Source organism: Gottfriedia sp. NPDC057991 (assembly GCF_042886615.1).
Lineage (GTDB): Bacteria > Bacillota > Bacilli > Bacillales > Bacillaceae_G > Gottfriedia.
Genome location: NZ_JBHVQN010000002.1, coordinates 236,440 through 257,801, shown reverse-complemented (window position 1 = coordinate 257,801; position 21,362 = coordinate 236,440). Strand labels below are relative to the sequence as shown.

General features: G+C 33.6%; 17 protein-coding genes. All 17 read right to left on the bottom strand.

The features are described from left to right. Nucleotides 1-11 precede the first annotated feature (11 nt). A complete protein-coding gene (locus ACFVR2_RS08825; protein WP_387360852.1) occupies nt 12-584 on the bottom strand; it encodes a TetR/AcrR family transcriptional regulator in 573 nt (190 codons plus the stop codon). 572 nt (nt 585-1,156) lie between these two features. Beyond that, entirely contained in the window at nt 1,157-2,203 is a 1,047-nt protein-coding gene (locus tag ACFVR2_RS08820) for an FUSC family protein (RefSeq protein WP_387360850.1), read from the bottom strand. Nucleotides 2,204-2,566: 363 nt separating this feature from the next. Continuing rightward, nucleotides 2,567-2,737, bottom strand: coding sequence for a hypothetical protein (locus ACFVR2_RS08815; RefSeq protein ID WP_387360848.1), 171 nt, complete (start codon nt 2,735-2,737; stop codon nt 2,567-2,569). Nucleotides 2,738-3,006: 269 nt separating this feature from the next. Further along, a complete protein-coding gene (locus ACFVR2_RS08810) occupies nt 3,007-3,801 on the bottom strand; it encodes an arsenite methyltransferase (protein WP_387360846.1) in 795 nt (264 codons plus the stop codon). Between the two features lie 85 nt (nt 3,802-3,886). Further along, on the bottom strand, nt 3,887-4,435 hold the full coding sequence (sigZ, locus tag ACFVR2_RS08805; protein ID WP_387360844.1) for an RNA polymerase sigma factor SigZ: 549 nt from the start codon (nt 4,433-4,435) through the stop codon (nt 3,887-3,889). A 110-nt stretch (nt 4,436-4,545) separates the two neighbouring features. Continuing rightward, nucleotides 4,546-4,971 carry a protein-tyrosine phosphatase family protein gene (locus tag ACFVR2_RS08800; protein WP_387360842.1) on the bottom strand — a complete coding sequence of 142 codons (426 nt, stop codon included), beginning with the start codon at nt 4,969-4,971 and terminating at the stop codon, nt 4,546-4,548. A gap of 42 nt (nt 4,972-5,013) precedes the next feature. After that, complete coding sequence (locus ACFVR2_RS08795; protein WP_387360840.1) at nt 5,014-5,295, bottom strand: adhesin; 282 nt, start codon at nt 5,293-5,295, stop codon at nt 5,014-5,016. A gap of 21 nt (nt 5,296-5,316) precedes the next feature. Further along, nucleotides 5,317-7,083, bottom strand: a complete 1,767-nt coding sequence (gene arsA, locus ACFVR2_RS08790) for an arsenical pump-driving ATPase (RefSeq protein WP_387360838.1) — start codon at nt 7,081-7,083, stop codon at nt 5,317-5,319. 19 nt (nt 7,084-7,102) lie between these two features. After that, nucleotides 7,103-7,459 carry an arsenite efflux transporter metallochaperone ArsD gene (gene arsD / locus ACFVR2_RS08785; protein WP_387360836.1) on the bottom strand — a complete coding sequence of 119 codons (357 nt, stop codon included), beginning with the start codon at nt 7,457-7,459 and terminating at the stop codon, nt 7,103-7,105. Nucleotides 7,460-7,518: 59 nt separating this feature from the next. Further along, nucleotides 7,519-7,926 carry an arsenate reductase (thioredoxin) gene (gene arsC, locus ACFVR2_RS08780; protein WP_387360834.1) on the bottom strand — a complete coding sequence of 136 codons (408 nt, stop codon included), beginning with the start codon at nt 7,924-7,926 and terminating at the stop codon, nt 7,519-7,521. A gap of 24 nt (nt 7,927-7,950) precedes the next feature. Then, nucleotides 7,951-9,009 (bottom strand): ACR3 family arsenite efflux transporter, encoded by a 1,059-nt coding sequence (gene arsB, locus ACFVR2_RS08775; RefSeq protein ID WP_387360832.1) that lies wholly within the window; start codon nt 9,007-9,009, stop codon nt 7,951-7,953. A 12-nt stretch (nt 9,010-9,021) separates the two neighbouring features. Then, the gene (locus tag ACFVR2_RS08770) at nt 9,022-9,372 is read right to left on the bottom strand and encodes an ArsR/SmtB family transcription factor (RefSeq protein ID WP_387360830.1); all 351 of its coding nucleotides are present in this window, start codon (nt 9,370-9,372) and stop codon (nt 9,022-9,024) included. A gap of 249 nt (nt 9,373-9,621) precedes the next feature. After that, on the bottom strand, nt 9,622-10,512 hold the full coding sequence (locus tag ACFVR2_RS08765) for a LysR family transcriptional regulator (RefSeq protein WP_387360828.1): 891 nt from the start codon (nt 10,510-10,512) through the stop codon (nt 9,622-9,624). A 340-nt stretch (nt 10,513-10,852) separates the two neighbouring features. Beyond that, entirely contained in the window at nt 10,853-15,007 is a 4,155-nt protein-coding gene (locus tag ACFVR2_RS08760; protein ID WP_387360826.1) for a S8 family serine peptidase, read from the bottom strand. A gap of 412 nt (nt 15,008-15,419) precedes the next feature. Further along, nucleotides 15,420-19,607 (bottom strand): S8 family serine peptidase, encoded by a 4,188-nt coding sequence (locus ACFVR2_RS08755; protein ID WP_387360824.1) that lies wholly within the window; start codon nt 19,605-19,607, stop codon nt 15,420-15,422. A 904-nt stretch (nt 19,608-20,511) separates the two neighbouring features. Continuing rightward, the gene (locus ACFVR2_RS08750) at nt 20,512-20,730 is read right to left on the bottom strand and encodes a hypothetical protein (RefSeq protein ID WP_387360822.1); all 219 of its coding nucleotides are present in this window, start codon (nt 20,728-20,730) and stop codon (nt 20,512-20,514) included. Between the two features lie 266 nt (nt 20,731-20,996). Beyond that, nucleotides 20,997-21,263, bottom strand: coding sequence for a helix-turn-helix domain-containing protein (locus ACFVR2_RS08745; RefSeq protein ID WP_387360820.1), 267 nt, complete (start codon nt 21,261-21,263; stop codon nt 20,997-20,999). Nucleotides 21,264-21,362 lie beyond the last annotated feature (99 nt).

Below are 21,362 nucleotides of genomic sequence, written 5' to 3'. Positions count from 1 at the left end.
AAAATGGATTATCATTTTGACAATCCATTTAAAATATAGAAATTAAATAGTTCTGTAATACGTTGCTTATCTAGAGGCTCGTGATCTCTGCTCCATTCAATTGTTAGTGTTGTATACAACCTATATAAGACTACAGCAGTGATTTCTGCATCACATTGAACGATTTCATTTCGATTATTCGCTTCTTCAATCTTACGCTTAAGATATTGAATAATCACATTGTTAATTCTCTTAATTGCGTCATGGACCTCAATTGTTCCAATTTCGCGTTGTTCTTGAAGAAGTTTAATCGTTAAATTATGTTCTTTTTGAAATTCCGTAATTGTTTCGATTCCTTTATGAACTTGGGTAATAAAAGAATCAGAATCACAAATGGCATTTTCCGCTACACTTTTCATATCTAAAATTAGATTATCGATGATTTCATCAAATAATTCCTCTTTATTTTTGAAAAAAGTGTAGATCGTTCCTTTTCCAACATTTGCTTGCTTTGCAATTTGACTCATTGTTGTAGCTTTATAACCAAATGTTCCAAAAGATCTTGTCGCTGCCTCTAAGATACCTTTCTTTTTACTTGTACTCAACGTATTACGCTCCTTTTTGACTAACTGACCAAAAGTGTTTTTTGGTCAAACTGATGTTCTTAATTTAACATACCTTTTTCATCTTTTCAACTTTGATTTTAAAAAAATAGACTTTTTTTGTAATCTTTTTAGTTTTTTAAGAATGTGATTAGTTGATTACAGCTCCATGTTAATAATATTTGCACCATTTAACATGAGAATACGATACTCATGTGACAATAAGAACAAAGGAGTTGCTTCTGAAACAAGACTATTAGTAGTGAATGTATTAAATAACTCTGGATTAGGACAAGACTTTTGTATAATTGACAGTGTGGAATGGGCTACTATTTACTATTATTTTTAGGGTTATCCTTTCTAATCTAACTTGTTTAGAAAGGATAACTTTTTTTATTTAAAGGTATTACAATATCTTATACTGATGGGCATGTATAGTAACCTTTAAAAGGTACAAAATCTTCTTTTTGGAGGACGGCAAATTAATTGAATCATTGTATACCTTTTAGGGGGGATTTTTTTCAACTAGAAAAGATGTCCGAAATCTTAAGGCATCTTTGGCTAGATAACTACCTTTACACTGTTTTCGCCATTGATCTACTGAATATCAAGTTCACTACAATCACGAGGACTGCACCGATAATGGTTGCAAATACACGGTCGAACAGAATGATAAAATTGAACGGCTTGCCGGCTTCCATGATCAAAATAATGAGTGGAATCATGGATGCAGAGTATACCAGATAATTTCGAACCTTTAGAAGAGGTCGAACACCTGCAAATAGCCCGATACTTATAACTAACCCCCAAATGGGTAGCCTAGTTGCGAGAAGCAAGCTCGCAACGATCACGCCGATTACTGTACCAAGCACTCGTTGTGTTGTTTTGATTGGAAAGAGTTCGATTTTCCGCTGAGTAAGGATCACTACCGTAATTGCAATCCAATAGAAGTGGTGCTCGGGCCAAAGTATTCGCAATCCCTCAGCTATACCTAGACATAATGCTAGCCTGATTGGGAATTGCCAACCGGATAGGTGTTCAATAGAATTCCGCCATAGAATGATTTTTTTCGATGTTGACCCTTTCACAGCTCCATCTAGCGATGATTTAAAACAACGGTGTACCCAGATGCCTAGCACCAAGCTGATACTGACGGTCCAAATCGCCCCTGCTATGATTGAAAAAATTAGTTCCATCCGGTACTCCGTCTGGTCGACCATGTTGAGGATGATGATTAGGAATACTACAAAGCGTGTTGTTGCCGCCGCGAAGGCACGACTATATCCACCAATTAACGCAGCAAGGCTTACCTGCAGAATCAAGACTCCAAATGTCAGATAGCCATGTCCGAAAGAGAGAACAGCAGCAATCGCAGCGAGCACTACTGATATCAGCGCTGATGCCAACATTTTCCCGTGATTTATAAAACTCGAACCAACTTTCACGCTACTGACTGCCAAACTGCCGACCGATGCAGCAAAACCAAGGGCGGGATAGCCTAAAACTGTGGCGAATACAACAGGTCCGGCCATACCTAAGCCGGCGGAAATGAGTTCTACTATTTCTACCTTGTCCTCCTTAGACCAAGAAAACACTAGCGCCCTATATGTCTTTACATTCATCTATTGCACCTCTTCCGACCCAAAGAGTAGGGTACAGTTTAATAATAGGCTCTTTCTTTAATCCATGGACATTTGGTGATACCTATGTCCATCAGGCTAATATTTTAAAGTATCCCCAAAATGAAAATTTTATCTTTCCAGAGTTATTTATAATAATTCAACTCATTTTTTCGATATGGGGAAATGCAATTTCTTAAGTTGATATCAATGTGTCAGTTTCCATATTCAAATAACGTATGCGTCAGCCAACCAGGAATCCTCAGATTCACCACAGTGAATGGAAGTTTATATCGTACTTCCATAGTAGTTGAAAAGGTTTTATCATTTTTACATACATATAGATATTTTTATGGAACTATTTTATTACTTAAAAGTTGCCCCACTCACTTTACGAACAAATATCTCTTGTTTTAATACAATTGTCTTACCCCATAAGCCATCCATCGGTAATTTCACTTTCCCTTTATAAACACCTTTTGAGACTTCCTTTAATTTTCCATCTGCAGTGCAGTTTGGAATTATCTTTTCAAACACTACTAGTTATCAGAAATAAAATAAAAAGCCCAAACCCTCGTTACACTTAGGTTTGAGCCTTCTCATCTGTATGATCCCAACTAGACTTGAACCAGCGACTCCTACCCTGTCAAGGTAGAAAAGTAAATCTGATTATAACAATTTAAATATGAAAATCTTGATTAAACAGGGTAGAATTTTAGCTAATTAGGATAAATGCAGATAGGAATGGTGGCAATGTGATTTGTTTTGCCACCAGTTCAATGTCTTATAGTATATTTCATAATTTTTTATTTTATTGCTTCAATCACAGCTGAAACAATATATTCTTGAACATTATGACCTGGTGCCCAATCTCGAATAAACTCAATTGATTCATCTTTTGGAACAATGCTAATTTTATTAAATCCTGCCAATTGAAGGTACTGCTCTAAATCTTTAATATAAGAAGATCCTGAAATACACCCTGAATAGAAGCTCAAGTCATTTCGAATATCATCAGGTAAATCAGCTGTTAGAACAATATCAGAAATGGCTAAGCGTCCACCTTTTTTCAATACGCGATATGCTTCTTGAAAAACACGACTTTTATCTGGTGATAAATTAATTACACAGTTCGAAATAATAACATCAACCGTCTCATTAGCTACTGGCAGGTTTTCTATTTCACCTAAACGGAATTCAACATTTTCAAAAGAATTTCTCTCTGCATTTGATCTTGCTTTACTAATCATTTCAGGTGTCATATCAACTCCTATTACTCTTCCACTTTCACCAACTTTGCGTACGGCTAGAAAGCAATCAAATCCTCCACCGCTACCTAAATCAAGTACTGTTTCTCCAGGTTTAATGTTTGCAATAGCTTGTGGATTACCGCATCCTAACCCCATATTTGAGCCCTTAGGTACCGATTGTAGCTCTTCATTTGAGTATCCTAATTTATTTGTATAGTTACTTAACGTATTATCAGTGGAAGAGCAACAGCTAGTAGTTCCACAGCAGTCTTTTTCCACTACATTTAAAGCAACCTTTTTATAATTATCACGCACTGTTTGGCGGATACTATCTTTTTCTAATTCTTTCATAACGATTACCTTCTTCCATTTATAATGTCTTTCACTAAGTAAGACGAAACAAACAAAAAAAGGTCGCAGAAATTAACAACTTTTTTTAATTATCACAACAAATATTTTTTTGCTGATAATCCAGGATATTACCATATTTATCAATTTGAAACTTACAACATTCTTCAAGCAATAATTTAAGCTGATTTCTCCCACGTTGAACTCTGGATTTTGAAGCAGAAACTGATAGTTCTAATCTCTCAGCAATTTCTTTATGCTTCAACTCTTCAAACTCATAAAGTCGAATTGTTTCTCGATATTTTTCAGGTAGGAGATTAATAAAATCATCAATACAACAAGTAATCTCTCCATTAAAATTATCTTCGCCACTTTCAATTACTTTTTCTAACTCTTCTTTAAACTCTTCTGTTACCTTTGATGAACGATAATAATCTATGATTGAGTTTCTAGCGATTGAGAAGATCCATGATTTCAGATTTTTTTCTTCCTTTAACTCGCCTAAGTTTTGATGAATTTTCAAAAACACATTTTGAAGAATATCATCGGCATCTGCTTTATTACTAATTTTACCTTTAATAAAGAATAACAGTCGCTCATTAAATTCATTCCAAAGCGCTTCAGTCTGAATGGTCACGATTTATCCTCTCCTTAAAAAACTTACTATGTTTAAGATCATTTGAAAAAAGGTATTCATTAAAAATATGAATACCTTTTAGACCTTAAATTTAAATTCAACGATTTAGTTTATGCATTTGGAAATAATCTTTTTAAAGCTTCCTTCATTTCAGGTTTTACATTAATCTTAGGTCTTGCTGTTTTAGCAATTTGTTCTGCTTCTTCAATTGTAGATGCTTTACCTAACGTTAATAATGTACCTACTGCAACAGTTCCAGTTCGGTTACTACCGCCTTGGCAGTGGAAATATAAATTCTTCCCTTCGTTATATGCGCTAATTACATGATCAATTGACTTCTTAATGGATTCATCTTGATTCTCTGCATCATCAACAATTGGACTATGCACACGATTATATTTTGATTCTAATTCTGGAGCTTCTGCTCTTAAATCATAGACAACGTCAATTTCTTCATTCTTTAATAAATCTTCTACATCGTCTGCTCCACCAATATAAATGCGTTCTTTTAATAATTCGTGATAATTTTTAGACATAATTAATCCTCCAAATAAAATCTAACTCTAAATATTGCTTTCTTAGCAACAACTACTTCCACCTTGAATCACTAATCCTGCATCTTCACCCTCACCTTGTAAATCAAGGGTTACATTACTTACTGTTTCAATAATAGACGGTGCAATTGCAACATTTAGTCCATTAATATTTTGTACTACATCATCTGATTCAGCAGGCGCAAGTTCTACACCCCAACTTGGTCCGCAACAACCTTCTCCATTAGATGCAAAACGTAATGTATCTACATTATTCTGTTTCATAACATTTTCAATAAACATTTTTGCTTTATCTGTAATAATCATTATTTTCTCCCTCGTTTTCACTTATTTTATTGTTAATTTTTGAAGCTCTTCATACCCTTTGATTTCATGTTTTTGCCATGGGACAATCACACAATTATTAGTAGAATATTTTTGAACCTCTTTGATCCATTGGGCTTCTGAAGATGCTCTACCACTTAAGATTGGATCAATTGTTTTAGTTGCATATAGACTCTGATTGATTACCCACCATTTTGGTTGAATACCAGCACGTAATAAATCTTGTTTTAATCGATTCGCTTCAAAAACAGGGGTTGCTTCTGCTAATGTCACTATAACTACTGTTGTTTCTTTTGGATTTCTCAATCTAGGTAATAAATTTTTAACAGATTCAGGTACGTCTCCTTGAGATCTTTGGATTTCTTGATGGTAAGTTTGAGTAGCATCTAATAATAAAAGTGTATGTCCAGTCGGAGCTGTATCAATCACTATTATTTCATCATTAGCTTTTTCAACAATCTCTGCAAATTTTCGGAAGACTGCGATTTCCACAGTACACGGAGAACGTAAATCTTCTTCTAAATAAGCTAATCCTTCCTCGTCTAACATCTCCATAGAGGATGACAAAACTTCTTGTTTATAATTCTGAATTTCAAGTTTTGGATCAATTTTACTTACAGTAAGATTCGAATGTTGTTCATTTTCTTTCATGACATATTCTAAATGAGCTGCTGGATCTGTGGTTGTTAAATGGACTTTTTTTCCACGTTCTGCTAAAGCCACTGCAATGGCAGCTGCGATCGTTGTTTTTCCAACGCCACCTTTACCCATAGTAAACACAACACGTTGACCTTGTTGAATCAGATCATCAATTAATGTATTAAAAACTTCATAAGAAATGTCCATATCATCCACTGGTTTCACTAAAGTGAGTTGATTGTAATGGAACATTTTACGAAGATTCTCTATTCCAGTAACATTAAATGGCATTAATGGAATTTTATATAGAGGTAATTCTTTTAATTCATTCGGTATTTTTAGTAATGCTAATTGTTGTCGTTCATAAAAAGCGATTGAAATCTCGTCGTCTATAATTTTGTCAGATAGTAAACCATTTATCACTAGCAATTGATTTGAAATACCCAATTCGTTTAATTCTAATGAAGCTCTAGCTGCCTCATTAAGAGGTGATTCATCTGGTCTTGTAACAAGAATTAGTAGTGTTTGTTTTATATCAGATAAAGCTTGAACTGTTGCTTCATAAGATTTTTTCTTATCTGCAAGTCCAGCTAAAGGTCCTAAACACGACGCTCCATGAGTACTTTCTTCTAAAAATCCATTCCAAGCAGTTGGCAATTGAAGTAAACGAAGTGTATGACCTGTTGGTGCTGTATCAAAGATAATATGATCATATTGATCGATTAAATTTTTATTTGTTAGGAGCGAAGTGAATTCATCAAATGCAGCTATTTCAACTGTACATGCTCCTGAAAGCTGTTCTTCCATTTGATTTACTAAAGCTTCGGGTAGTTTATCACGATACGGTCCAATGATTTTCTCTTTGTATTCAAGAGCTGCCGTTTCGGGGTCTAAATTTGCTACAAAAAGATTACTTACAGAAGGTACTTGTTTCGGCTGATTTGTTAATGTTATCCCAAAAACATCTTGTAAATTGGATGCAGGGTCTGTACTAACAAGTAATATTTTTTCCCCTTGGTCAGCTAAAGTAATAGCAGTTGCACAAGCAGTTGACGTTTTTCCTACTCCGCCTTTTCCAGTAAAGAATAAAAATGGTGTTAAGTTTAGTTCAGCTAAATTAAACTGTTTCATTTCTGTCACTTCTTCCTAATTACTTTACGTTTAAATTTAAGCGTACTACTTTTTTCTTTCCTAAATCTTCTAGTGAAATGCCAGTCAGTTCAGCAAATTCTTCGTTACTTGGATAAACACTTTCTTTAAAAACTTTACCTTCAACAAGTACCAATGGTAATACATCTGCACCTTTTAATTGAAGTAATTCGTTTACCAGTTTATTTTCTGTAAACATCCCAGGCTCTGAAGCTAAGTTATAGCGTTTGATGTCCACTCCATTTTGTTGAAGGTTATGAACTGCCAAACTCATTCTAATTAAATCTGGATCGACACTTGGACCGCACACACCTGTTGAACAACACATTGCTGGGTCAAATATTTCTATTTTTTCCATTTAAGAAATCCTCCTATAAAAAATAGCCGAGTATATTCCTCGGCTATTTAGTTCAATAATTACTCACCAGTTTCAGCGAACTTTTTAATGCGATCACCAATTTGGTCCCGTACGTTTTGGAAAACTGCCCATTCTTGCCCTGCTGGGTCATCAAATCCCCAGTGCTCGCGTTTTACATGTGGAGGTGTTACTGGACATACATCGTTTGCATGACCGCAAAGTGTAACAACTAAATCTGCATTATTTAATATTTCGTTATCAATAACGTCTGAAGTTTGGTTACGAATATCAAGTCCTACTTCGTCCAGTGCTTTAATTGCATTCGGATTTACACCATGCGCTTCAATTCCTGCCGATAAAACATTCCATTCGTTTCCTAAATATTTTTTACCCCACGCTTCAGCCATTTGGCTACGGCAAGAGTTACCAGTACATAAAAAGTAGATTGTTTTTTTGTTATTTGACATGATTTATACCACCTTTAATGAAAGTTAAATTGAAGTTTCTTTTGTAAAATATTTTCTTCTCATCCATAATGCTGCGTTAACTAACGCAATCATTACTGGTACTTCAACTAATGGACCAATTACAGCTGCAAATGCTGCACCAGAATTTATTCCGAATACACCAACTGCTACTGCGATTGCTAATTCAAAATTATTACTTCCAGCCGTAAAAGCTAAAGTAGTTGATACACCATAACTTGCTCCAGATTTCTTTCCTAAGAAGAACGAAATGAAGAACATGATTAAAAAGTAAATTAATAATGGAATTGCGATACGAACTACATCTAATGGAAGTTCTACAATTACTTCACCTTTTAATGAGAACATCACAATAATCGTAAATAATAATGCGATTAACGTAATAGGACTAATTTTGGGTATAAATTCTTTTTCGTACCACTCTCTACCCTTTGCTTTCACAAGAATTAACCTTGTAAATAATCCAGCTAAGAATGGAATTCCTAAATAGATAAACACTGATTTTGCGACTTCTGGCATTGTAATATCGATTGACATACCTTCTAAACCAAATACCTTTGGTAATACAGTTACAAAGAAGTACGCGTATACAGAGAAAAAGATCATTTGGAAAATGGAGTTAAAGGCTACTAATCCGGCCGCATATTCACGATCACCATCGGCTAAATCATTCCATACAATTACCATTGCGATACATCTTGCTAATCCAATCATAATTAAACCAACCATGTATTCTGGATAATCTCTTAAAAAGATGATTGCTAATAAAAACATTAAAACTGGACCGATTAACCAGTTTTGAATTAGTGATAAAAATAATACTTTTACATCTTTAAATACTCTTCCGATTTCCTCGTAACGGACCTTTGCTAGTGGTGGATACATCATAAGGATCAATCCAATTGCTAAAGGAATTGAAGTAGTTCCAACTTGTAATTTGTTTAGACTATCTACTACACCAGGAGTTGAAACACCTAGTATAATACCAATCCCCATCGCAAGAAATATCCATAAAGTGAGATATCGATCTAGGAATCCTAAGCGTTTTTTCGAAGCTGTTGTCACGTAATTTCCCCCTTACTCACAACATTTTTGTCTAACAGGACTGTTTTTGATTAATTTTTCGATTAAATCCGTTTGTGCAGGTATATGTTCTAAAATATTATGAATCATTGGATAGAACTCTGATTCTTTGTTTAATGAATAGTAAACCCACTGACCTTTTTTTGTTTCATTTAGAATTCCACCAACTTTTAGTTTACGTAAATGCTGACTTATCGCTGGTTGACTCATCTCAAATGTTTCAGTAAATTCACATACACAGCATTCTTGTTGATCTAAAATAGCAACCATTGTTAAACGTGTTTTATCACTAAGTAATTTTAGTAAGTCTGATACATCTTCAATCGAAATTAATTTCGTTTCCAAATCTCTTCCTCCCAATATACATAAGTAAATGCTTATATAAGTATACACTTATATTAACTATAAAAAAAATTAATAGCAACCATTTCGTATTTAATTTACACAAAATTTACGTGTAGTATAAAATAGCTTTGTTCTACAACACCGCATGCTTTAGTTGCGTAAGAACAGTCAAAAATGTTAGTTGTTACAATATGCTTCACAAATAAAAAAAGCGGCTGAATTTTTTCAACCACAAAACTTCAAATAATATTAATTTTTCAATTCATTTTTTAACAACCTAATATACTCTTTTTTATTACTAGAAGTATGCTTTTTACTCGAAGTAATCCATACATATTCATTATTTAAACCATCATAATCACAAATATCAATTAATTTTACACTATCGTCAAAATGATAAGTACTTTTATGAAAAAATGGCACAAAGCTTACGCTTAAATTATCAGCGACTCCATTTTTAAGCGTATCAATATTTGTAGTAGCAAATATTACATTCATAATTCCAAAATCTTTAAAAAACTGGTCTTTGAACTCATTGATATATTGACCATTATATAAAATAAGTGATTCAGATAATATTTGTTGAGGTGTGACTGAATTTAATTGAGCTAAATGTGAATTCGCACTAACTAATAATTTCATTTTTAAATCAACAAGCTTTTTATAGATAATTCGATCATCGTGTTCCACAATTTGCTTAGGTACGATTCCGATATCTACTCTATTTTCTATTATATCTAAGACAGTATCATTTCCTGGTTTTTGAAATATTTCAATTGTAATATTAGGAAAACTTTCTTTAAATGTAGGTATTGGCTTTAACAAAAGTGAGGTAAATCCAGGTACTGTTGAAATCTTTAATTTTCCTGTTTTACTTTCACTGAATGAATTTGCTTTGTCTAGTAGTTCTTGGAACTTCATAAACATTTCATTTGCGATTGAAATAATTTGCAGTCCCTCATCAGTTGGAATCGCACTATTACCTCTAGAGCGTTCAAATAATTTGACGTCTAATTTTTTTTCCAAATTGACGATCGACTGACTAATGGCTGATTGACTAACAAATAAATTTTGAGATGCGATTGAAAATGAACCAGTTTTAGCTACTTCAACAAGATATTCTAGTTTTTCAATATTCACTTTGTTTTCTCCTTTCAGTAGCTTCTGATAAATTTATAAAATTCAAACAATTTATTATACAAAATAATTAAAGCATTATATTAACAGCGAAACTTTCTTAACTATGTACGATTCGTTCTATTATAAAAACTAATTATACGAAGCAAAGATCAAATTCCCTATTTTTAATCCTGTTAATATTTATTATACAATTTTTAATTTTCTATTATATCTCTATAACTATTTTACTAGAAAAACAGTCAATATGTAACTAAAATTAATCAAATCGAAAAAAAACCTGTTTCCTATCCAACTGAAAACAGGTTTTAATAAAATTTACTTATTAATAGGTGACTTTATTTTACAGACCTAATTCACTCTTAATCGTATCTAATGTTTCACCTTTATACTTTTTAGCTGGTTTTGGTGGTGCTGGTACCCAAGGATTTTGCATTAAGTAGTTTTTCTCTACGAATGCAAAGTCTTTTGCATCAACAGTTCCATCGAAGTTAATATCTGCGCTACGTTTATTTGTGCCCCAATATGTTTGGATTGCTAACGCATCTTGAATATCGATGACATTATCTTTATTTACGTCGCCTGCTGTTGCAGTATTTGCAGTTTCCCTTCCTACCCTATAATAGATACCGTAAGCTTTTCCTTCAAATTGGTAATATGCTTTAAACTTTTTATACGTAGTAAAATGACCAGGAATGTCTTGAATAAGCGTATAATCTCCATTAGAAGGTGCAATTCCTGAAATGTCGAATTGACCTGATTTATCTAAAGCAGAAGTTTTCACTTCTCTTCCTTCACTGTCCACAACCGTTAATGATGGTAATAACTTTGGATAATCTTTTGAATAATCAAACTGGCCTTTAGAATCCAATAATCCTTCAGCATGAATATAACCAACAAATTCAGATTGGTCTAGTAAAAGACCAATTGGTGCTAAATTCGTAAATGGTTTAGTTGAAACATTATCTACATTAGTAAATGTTGACGAAACTGAGCTAAAAGCATAAGCATTACTTGGTGATAGATTTTTTGGCACTTGGATCGTTAAATCAACCATTGGAATATCACCTGATACTCCTGTAGACCCATCAAAGCTAACTGTTACATCTGATGTTGTATTCGCTCCTGAAGGTGTTTGCTTAACATCTAGCGTTCCTCCAAGCTTTTTAGCCTCAGCGGTTAATGAAATATTTGTAATTTTAGTTCCTGTATCGTCAGTGAATTTGTAGTTTGCTTTCATAATTTTATTTACATTATTAGCAGTTAATGTGTACGTAAATGTGTCACCTGCTTTAGCCCATACACGATTATGTTTTGTTGGGACATTTGGTTGACCATATACATATGGTGTTTTTTCATTTACGAAATAATACTGACTTTGCATATAGCCGTTTGTCGCTTCATCCATCCCTTCAAACTTAACATTTAATACTTGTAAATCAGGCTTCATAGCAATTTCATCTACTGCATTACCATCTTTATCAAGTGTTAATTTTCCATTTGGGAAGAAATCATTATACGTATAATAGATTTCATTTTGTGTTTGATCCGCTTGGATACCTGCAGCACGTTTAACGTCCACATTATCATCTGAAATATGAGCAGTCATTCCAACTGTTTGTTGACCGTCTTTATATTCAATGATTTGCTTACCTGGTATTTCACCATCGATATGCATATCCCATCTAGGTTTTGTACCGTCTACAAATAAATCATCTGATACTGTATAAACTTTCCCATTATCATCTTGGCCAATTAACTTAATTTTGTATTGCCCTGCTTTTGGTACAACTGCGTTTTCAATATTAAAATCGATTGGATTGTCTGGATCATTTGTAAACGGAGCGTAGTATCCTTGATAGAACTGACCTACAGAATAATTAACTCCTTCGTCCATTACAATACCGTTAAAAGTACCGATATAGCCAAGATCTTTCCCTGTTTTCGAATCAGAAATGATTACATCAATCGTTTTTAAATGAGATTTTAAGCTTACAAATGCTCCGACCCATCGATCCCATTTTTGACTTGTTTGAGTTAATCCTTCTGGAGTAGAGTGCTTACTAAGTGTAAATGAATCAAAGCCTTGTTCTACAAAGTGTACACCAAATGGTACTTTATACGATTCTGATGGATTATCTTTATTCGTATAAATAACATATCCTTCATAAATGCCTTTTTCAGCTGTCTTTGGAATGTTTAATGTAATATTTGTTTTCTTTTGGCTAATTCCTTTTAATGTAACTGAAGATGGAGTTTGAACTGTTACACCATTTGCTGCTGCATCCTTTGAACCACGTAAGTTTGATTGGAAATTAACTTTCACATCAAATGTTTTCGTCTTTTCTCCCCTGTTCATCAAAGTGATTGTGCGGCTATCTGAATAGTCATTTCCATTAAAGGATACATTTCCGAAGCTAAGTGCTCCTGTTTCTTCATTAATTTGTTTTTCTCTTCCGTTAACGATCATTGGTGTTTTTTCTTGGACTTTAATTTCAATCGTTGAATGGATTGCATTATATGGATCAATACGACCTGCTCCTTGTTCAAATACACTGTATGGCTTACTTAAAGAATCTGCAGTATTCATTAAAATCGCTTTTATATCTTCTGGCTGTAAATTATGGTTAGCTTGTTTTAATAGTGCTGCAACTCCCGTTGTAAACGGTGTAGCCATTGATGTACCTGACATACGCTGATATGCATTTTTATAATCTGACGGATTATCTGGGTTGTTAATAAATCCTGGTACTGTTGATAATACACTAACACCTGGTGCAGTAATTTCTGGTTTAATATCATATGTTAATCTTGCAGGTCCTCTTGAACTGAAGTCTGCTAATGTATCTCCCTGAGTTTTCGCTTCACCTATATCAGTGAATGTAAAGTTAACAGAACCTGATTGTAGCTTTTGCTTCAAAGCAAGTCCATCTGCGTTAGATAATGAGAACGTTGGGATGAAATTTACACCATCTCCTAAGAAGGTTGGGATTTGTCCTTCAGTTGGATTGTCATTATACATAAGAACTGCTGCAGCGCCTTGTGATTTAGCAACCGCAATTTTAGAATCTAATGTATACGTTCCACGACTCATTAGAACAATTTTACCTTTTACATCTTTACCAGAATATGCTTCTCCTAGATTTACATCTACAACCGAATTCGTTACACCTTTTAATTTTGAAACATCGTCCCCAGCACCTTTTGCCATTAAAAGTAAAGATGCAGATACATTCTCGATCGATCCTTTTCCTCCAAGTGTCGTAATTGGAACACTGCTAGCACCTACTGTTAACGCTAATGCTGCCGTTCCTGGAGATCCTAATGTATACATCTTATTTCCTGCGTTTCCAGCAGCAACAACTGCAGTTACACCATTTAGGACCGCATTATTAATTGCAATACTTTCAGGAATTAATGGATCATTATAATTTGCACCTAATGAAAGATTCATAACGTCCATTCCATCTGCAACTGCTTGATCAATACCAGCGATGATATTATCAGTCGTACCACTTCCACCTGGTCCTAATACACGGTATACATATAGATCAGCATCTGGTGCAATACCAGTTGTTGCGTCTTCGCTTTCATTTTTTCCTTGCCCTACAATTGTGCCTGATACGTGAGTTCCATGCTCCGTAACATAATTTCCAGCTCCTGAAGTTCCACCTGGCTTACCAGCTTTTACCCAATCAGCATAAGTTGTTTCCATCGGATCGTTGTCATTATTTACGAAATCGTATCCACCCTTAAATGCTCCTTTAATATCAGGATGATTGTAATCTACACCTGTATCTAGAACAGCAACCTTAACTCCTTTACCTGTATAACCTTCTTGGTGTAATTTATCAATTTGTAGGTAAGAACGCTCATCTGCCATTCCTTTACCTGTTGTATTTGTAGTAGAATCCTTACCTTCGACTGGAAGATCTGATTTCACTGATACATCACTATAAATAGCTTGTACCGCACTTGACTTCACTAATTCATTTAGTTTATTTGCTGGTACTTCTATAGCAACACCGTTAAATGCATGTTTATATTCTCGTTTTATTTTATAAGTACCTTCAGATTTTGTTTTAAATAATGAACCTAAATCTGATTTAAACTTCGTATGATCCGCATAAGCATCGCTAGCTGCCTTTGAATCTGATAAAGCTTGTCCTTTTAAAGCAGCTTCTAATACAGCAATTTTCTGTGGCTTTTGTTTAAATGAGACAATTACTGAAACAGTTTCTGAACTATTTAAGTTCACGCTTGAATCCAGAAAAAGCCCTGATTGATCATTTAATTTAATTTGCGTTAACGCTTGTCTTTGTGCAGGTGTTAATTTAGCTAAAATATCTTCTGCTTTTGTTGGTGTAGCAGTAGCAGCTCTTACTTTTGATGGTAAGTTAAAATATGAAGCTGAAAAACTACTTGAAATTAAACCGACACCTAATGTTACAGCTGTCGCATTTTTAATAAATTTCTTTTTTGTTGACTTCTTACTCATTACCCCACTCCTCCGGCATACATTAATATAATTTTTGATAGATTCGGTTCCATTTACATTACGAGATCTTCTCTAAATGCTCATTCTTGAACTGTCTATCTTACTAGTAATAAACTAGTTAATTTACTGCTTTTCACCCCCACTACCTTGCTGAATTAATTATACGAAAGGGGGTTTTTTTCATAAAATTAGAAATCGTAATAACAAAATAAGAAGTTCTTATATAGAAATTCAAAAGGTGTTAGAATATACTTATTTTTCTGATACTTTATTAAAAAACAATTCATTTGTTCTATAGACACCAATCCATTTTGTCGAATTTTTAGTTAAATAGATAGAGAGTTTTTCAGAACATTAGTTTAATATAAATAAAAAAACTGCCTTCTCAAATGAGAAGACAGCTACTATAGGCTTAATTTAGACCTAATTCATTTTTAATACCTTCAATTGTTTTACCTTTGTATTTCTTAACAGGTTTTGGAGCAGCCGGAATATCAGGATTTTGCATTAAATAGTTCTTTTCAACAAATGCAAAGTCTTTCGCATCTACAGTTCCATCAAAGTTAATGTCAGCCTCACGTTTGTTTGTATTCCAATACGTTTGAATATAGATCGCATCGTTAATATCGATTACATTATCTTTATTCACATCCCCACCGATTGCACGATCATTAGTTTCTACTCCTAATCGGTTATTAACTCCGTATAGTTGACCGTCAAGTTCACCATATCGTCTAAATTTGCCATAAGTTTTAAAATGTCCTGGAATATCTTGAACGAATGTATAATCATCTTTTGATACATCCACGCCTTTAATATCAAATTGAGCATTTTTGTCTAAAGTCGTTGTTTTATACTCTTTCCCTTTGCTATCGATAATTGTATACGTACCACCAAATTTTGAATAATCTTTATAAATGTATTGATTATTCGCATCATAGAATCCCTGTGCTTGAGCATATCCGAAAAACTCAGATTTATCAGACAGACTTCCAATTGGCGCGATATACGTAAATGGATTTATTACACTTCCATCTACTGAAGTTAGTTTCGTACTCACACTATAAAAACTAGATGGTAAATTCGGAGCTACAGTATCTGCAATTTTTAAAGTAACATCAACCATAGGAATGTCACCAGTCACAACTTTACTTCCACCAAATGAAACATTAACATCAGATGTGAAGTTTGGAGCTGTACCTGTCGTATTCGCAGTAAGTGTTCCACCTAATTTTTGTGCTTCCGGATTTAATGATATATTTGTTACAATTGTATCGTTCGCATTTGTTCGGAAATTATAGTTTGCCTTCATTATATTGCTTACATTATTAGCCGTTAATGTTACTTTAAACGTATCACCAGGCTTTACGATCGCTCTGTTCAATTTCATCGGAACATTTGGTTGACCATATACATAAGGAGTTTTTTCATTCACGAATATATATTGTTTTTGTAAATATCCATTTGTTGCTTCATCAATTCCCTCAAATTTTACACCTAGAATATCTTGTGAAGGTAACATTGCAATCTGATCAACTGCATTGCCGTCTTTATCAACATGCAAGTAACCATTTACATACGGTCCATTATAAGAATAGTAAAGTTGGTTTTGTGATTGATCTGCATTAAGACCCGCTGCTTTTTCAACATCAACTAGATTATCAGATATATGTGCCGTCAAATTTAGTAAATTTTGGCCATCTTTGTATTCTACGAATGGATTGCCATCTTTTTCACCTTCAACATGCATGTCCCATTTCGGGCTTGTGCCATCAGCGAAGAAATCTTTTTTAATTGTATACATTTTTCCATCTTCATCTGTTCCAATTATTTTTAATTTATAATGTCCCTCTTTTGGAACTACAGTGTGTGCTGTATCAACCATATCGTTAACGATTGGGTAGTAAAATCCTCCATATCCAATACTAAGATCTACACCTTCATTTAATGTATAACCATCAGCATAACCAATATAACCGATATCATTTCCATCTGCATCTTCCACTACCAAATCTATATATTTCATATGTGATTTCAACTGGAACGTTCCAAACATTCTGCGATCCCATAATTGACTAGTTTGTATTGTAGATGCTGGTGTTGCATTTTTAGGCAGATTAAACGAAGCAAACCCTGGTTCTACATAATGCACTCCAAATGGAATACGGTAGTTTTCTGCTGGATTATCTTTATTTGTAATCACAACATAACCTTCATAAAGCCCTTTATCAGCAGCTTTTGGGATATTTAGCGTTACATTAACTTTCTTTTGACTAATACCTTTCATTGTTACTGTATCAACTGTATTAATCGTTACGCCATTCGCTGCTGCATCCCTTGAGCCACGTAGGTTTGGTTGGAATACAGTTTTGATTGTAAATGTTTTTGACTTCTCAGTTTTGTTTAGCAAAGTCACTTGACGTGTATTTGAAATATCACTACCATTACTTGCAATATTACCAAAGCTAATTGCTCCCGTATTATCTTTTATCATTTTCTCTTTATTGTTAATGACTGTAGGAGACTGTTCAGCTACTTTTGCTTCAAACGAAGAATGAATCGCATTATACGGATCAATTCGTCCTGCACCTACTTCAAAAACACTATATGATTTCGTAAGTGGATCAGCTGTATTCATTAGAATCGCTTTTACATCTTCAGGTTGTAAGTCTGGTTTAGCTTGTAATAAAAGTGCTGCAACACCTGCTGTAAATGGAGTTGCCATAGACGTACCTGAAAGACGCTCATAAGCATATTTAAAATCATTTGGGTTGTCATGATTATGAACAAATCCTGGAACTGTTGATAGTACACTTACACCAGGAGCAACAATTTCCGGTTTAATTCCGTAAGTGATACGTGATGGTCCACGTGAGCTAAAGTCAGCTAAATTGTCACCAGACATTGTTAATTTGCCCAAAGTACTAAAGCTAATCGTTGGATTTGTTGTTGCTTTAATCTTTGCAGCTAATGCTACGCCATCTGCATTTGTTAAAGAGAATGATGGTACAAAATCAGTTCCTTCCCCTAAGTTAAACGGAAGATGTCCTTCATCTGGGTTATTGTTATAAATTATAACAGCAACAGCTCCACGATTTTTCGCTTGAAGAATTTTATCGTTAATCGTGTTTGATCCACGTTGGATTAAAACAATTTTCCCATCTACTCGTGCATTGGCACCGAAATATTCAGCTGATTGTCCTGTACCAACGCTTACGATTGGCAATGGACTTTGCATTAAACTCGTAATGTCGTCTGAAAATCCTTTTGCCATTAAGCGTAAATCTACATTTGTACCATCAAGCGATCCTTTCATTGTCGCAACTTCACTCGGTACATCACTTGCACCAACTGTTAAAGCAAGTGGTGAATTTCCTGGTGTACCTAGTGTATACATACCATTTCCAGAATTACCTGCTGCAACAACAGCTGTTACACCGCTTAACACTGCATTATTAATTGCGATTGCAGTTGGATATAGTGGATTATTATAATTTGCACCAAGTGACAGGTTAATGACATCCATACCATCTGTTACTGATTTCTCGATTCCTGCGATAATGCCGTCCGATGAACCGCTACCACCAGGGCCAAGTACGCGATATACATAAAGGTCAGCGTCTGGAGCTACCCCATTTGTTGCATAAGGGCTATCGTTTTCACCTTGTCCAGCAATTGTTCCAGATACGTGAGTACCATGTTCCGTATAATATGCAGAAGGATCTGATACAGGTTTACCTGCTTTTACCCAATCCGCATACGTTGTTTCCATAGGATCTGCATCATTATCAACAAAATCCCAGCCTTTTACTGAACTTGGATTAATCGTTTTTGGGTCAACCCCAGCTTGTGCACGGTAGCCTTTGTATACATGCGTTAAATCTGGATGGTTGTAATCAATACCTGTATCGATTACCCCTACTTTAATCCCTTTACCAGTGAAACCTTCGTCGTGTAATTTATTAATATTTAAATAAGTATTTTCAGCAGCCATCCCTTGACCACTTGCTTCTTTTGAAGGAGCTGCTTCTGCTGCTGGTTCTTCGACTTTAACAGCTTCATTACTATAAATCGCTTTTACTGCTTTTGATTTTAATAGAGTTTGTATTTTATTAGCAGGTAATGTTAATGAAACCCCATTAAATGTATTTTTATATTCTCTGTTAATTTTGTATTGTTTTCCATCTTTATTTGAAAGATCCTTCAAATCCTGATCAAACGTATCATGATCTGAGTTTACTAGATTTTTAGCATCACTATCTGATAGATCCTTACCTTGTAAAGTTGCTTCTAAAACTGCAACTTTATGCGGTTTTTGATTAAATAGCACAATGATTGAAGTTTGCTCAGAACTATCTAAATTTACCTTTGAATCTACCAAAAGACCAGTTTGGTCATTTGTTTTTAGCTGTGTTAAAGCTTGTCTTTGTTCAGGCGTTAAACTAGCTAAAATTGACTCTGCCTTTGTTAAAGGCGCCGCATTTACTTTAGATGGTGAATTAAAATATGAAGCTGCATAGCTACTAGAAATTAAACCAACACCTAAAGAAAGAGCTGTAGCATTTTTAATAAACTTCCTTTTCGTGAACTTCTTGTTCATTTCCCCATTCCTCCAGCAATTATTAAATTAACATTACGAGATAAAGTCCTAAATACATTACGAGATCATTTCTCTAAAATGGAATTTAGAAAACTACTATCTTTTTCTCTCTAGATAATCTAGCAACCTTCACCCTGTGTGTTAATTGAGTTTAGTATACGAAACCTAAGATTCTCTATAAAATTAGAAATTGTAATTAAGAAATAAGTTTTTCTTATATCCTTTTCAATTTTTTGCCAATTTTGTCGTTTATTGTAGTGAATAATTAAGTAATGATAAAAAAAATATACGAAATTTCAATAAACTCTGAATTATTTTTAATATTTTTGTCGAAAACACTCGATAAGAATTTGTAGAATTTCAATTGATAATATCTAAATTTAGCAAAAAAATAGATTCTCCCTCGGGCTACAAGAAGAATCTAGCAAATGTTTATTTTATATGATTACACTATTCCAAGCTCTCTCTTAAGTTTCCAAAGTTTCACCTTTTATTCTTTCTTTCGTGTTAGTGCGTTTGTAACCGTAAGATTTTGCATTAAATAGTTCATTTCAACGAATTCCAAATCATTAAATTTTGAGCGAACAAATCTTGATATATTTTCTTAAAATATAAATTTCAGAATAAAAAAACAGAAAAATCTTCTTACAGATTTTTCTGTTTCTATTGTTGCCCCGTTAAATGATGCTCTTTATTCTTCATTATAGTTGGAATTTTGTTTAAATTTCCTACCCCAAAAAAGTACTAAAGAAGCAAGTATAGCAATGATCAATCATATTCTCCTTCCTGTGCATTTTAATCATCTGAATACTTAGCAAATCAACGATCTAGCTACTGAGACTAACTAACCTATAATTTTAAAATGGAAAAAACATTTACAAATTAAGTAATTGTTCTATCAAAATCAAATTATTGTTATATCATACATATAATTATAATAAATATTTGATAGCTGTTTTTCTTCACTAACTTCGTTTAAATTAATTTTCTTTAGGTCTTTTCTGTTTTTATGGTGCCTTTTTAAATCTCTATTTTTCAGATCACTATAAATGATTTCTGCCAACCTAATTGTAGACAGTTCATCATTTTCAAAGTTGCCGTCAGATTTATATTGTTTCACCATGCCTACCTCCTATATTCCCTTTAGTCTGCAAATCCACTCTATCCGTAAAGTTTAATTGAGTTTAGTATACAAAACTTGAGTTTCTCCATAAAATTAGAAATCGTAATTAATATATAAGTATTCCTTATATCTATTTCAATTTTGTAGGTGATAATCATGATGTCCTTCTTATGTCAAAAATTAGAGCAACTACAAATTAAGTAGTTGCTCTAGAAAAATTTTAATGTAATCTCACTCCATCAATATTATTGAAATCAAAATATGAATTATTTTTTTATTTCTTCAATTATTTCACCTAACTCTTCATATTCCAATACTACTTCCTTTACAAATGAAATAATCTTAGATCCTTCGAACGTAAGTATAACTTTAGAATCACTCAAACATTCAATTAATTTACATCCCATTTCATTTTCTAATTTAAAGATCGATTGTATAATGACAGATTCACTAACATGGTACTTTTGAGCAACACTCAAAAAAGATTCGCTAGTGACTACATCTATCAAATAGTTTAATTGTTTAATATTCATGAAGTCCTCCTAAACTAAAGACAAATACTTTTATGGAAGAATTACAATTACTTTTTTATATAATTGAAACTATATTTAATTAGTTCAGATATTGATAAA

Excerpts from the sequence above, each read along its gene's own strand:
- ACFVR2_RS08755 (WP_387360824.1), bottom strand. The coding sequence starts at position 19,607 with ATGAACAAGAAGTTCACGAAAAGGAAGTTTATTAAAAATGCTACAGCT.
- ACFVR2_RS08795 (WP_387360840.1), bottom strand. The coding sequence starts at position 5,295 with ATGATTATTACAGATAAAGCAAAAATGTTTATTGAAAATGTTATGAAA.
- arsA (WP_387360838.1), bottom strand. The coding sequence starts at position 7,083 with ATGAAACAGTTTAATTTAGCTGAACTAAACTTAACACCATTTTTATTC.
- ACFVR2_RS08800 (WP_387360842.1), bottom strand. The coding sequence starts at position 4,971 with ATGTCTAAAAATTATCACGAATTATTAAAAGAACGCATTTATATTGGT.
- ACFVR2_RS08745 (WP_387360820.1), bottom strand. The coding sequence starts at position 21,263 with ATGAATATTAAACAATTAAACTATTTGATAGATGTAGTCACTAGCGAA.
- ACFVR2_RS08750 (WP_387360822.1), bottom strand. The coding sequence starts at position 20,730 with ATGGTGAAACAATATAAATCTGACGGCAACTTTGAAAATGATGAACTG.
- arsC (WP_387360834.1), bottom strand. The coding sequence starts at position 7,926 with ATGTCAAATAACAAAAAAACAATCTACTTTTTATGTACTGGTAACTCT.
- ACFVR2_RS08810 (WP_387360846.1), bottom strand. The coding sequence starts at position 3,801 with ATGAAAGAATTAGAAAAAGATAGTATCCGCCAAACAGTGCGTGATAAT.
- arsD (WP_387360836.1), bottom strand. The coding sequence starts at position 7,459 with ATGGAAAAAATAGAAATATTTGACCCAGCAATGTGTTGTTCAACAGGT.
- ACFVR2_RS08820 (WP_387360850.1), bottom strand. The coding sequence starts at position 2,203 with ATGAATGTAAAGACATATAGGGCGCTAGTGTTTTCTTGGTCTAAGGAG.
- ACFVR2_RS08760 (WP_387360826.1), bottom strand. The coding sequence starts at position 15,007 with ATGAGTAAGAAGTCAACAAAAAAGAAATTTATTAAAAATGCGACAGCT.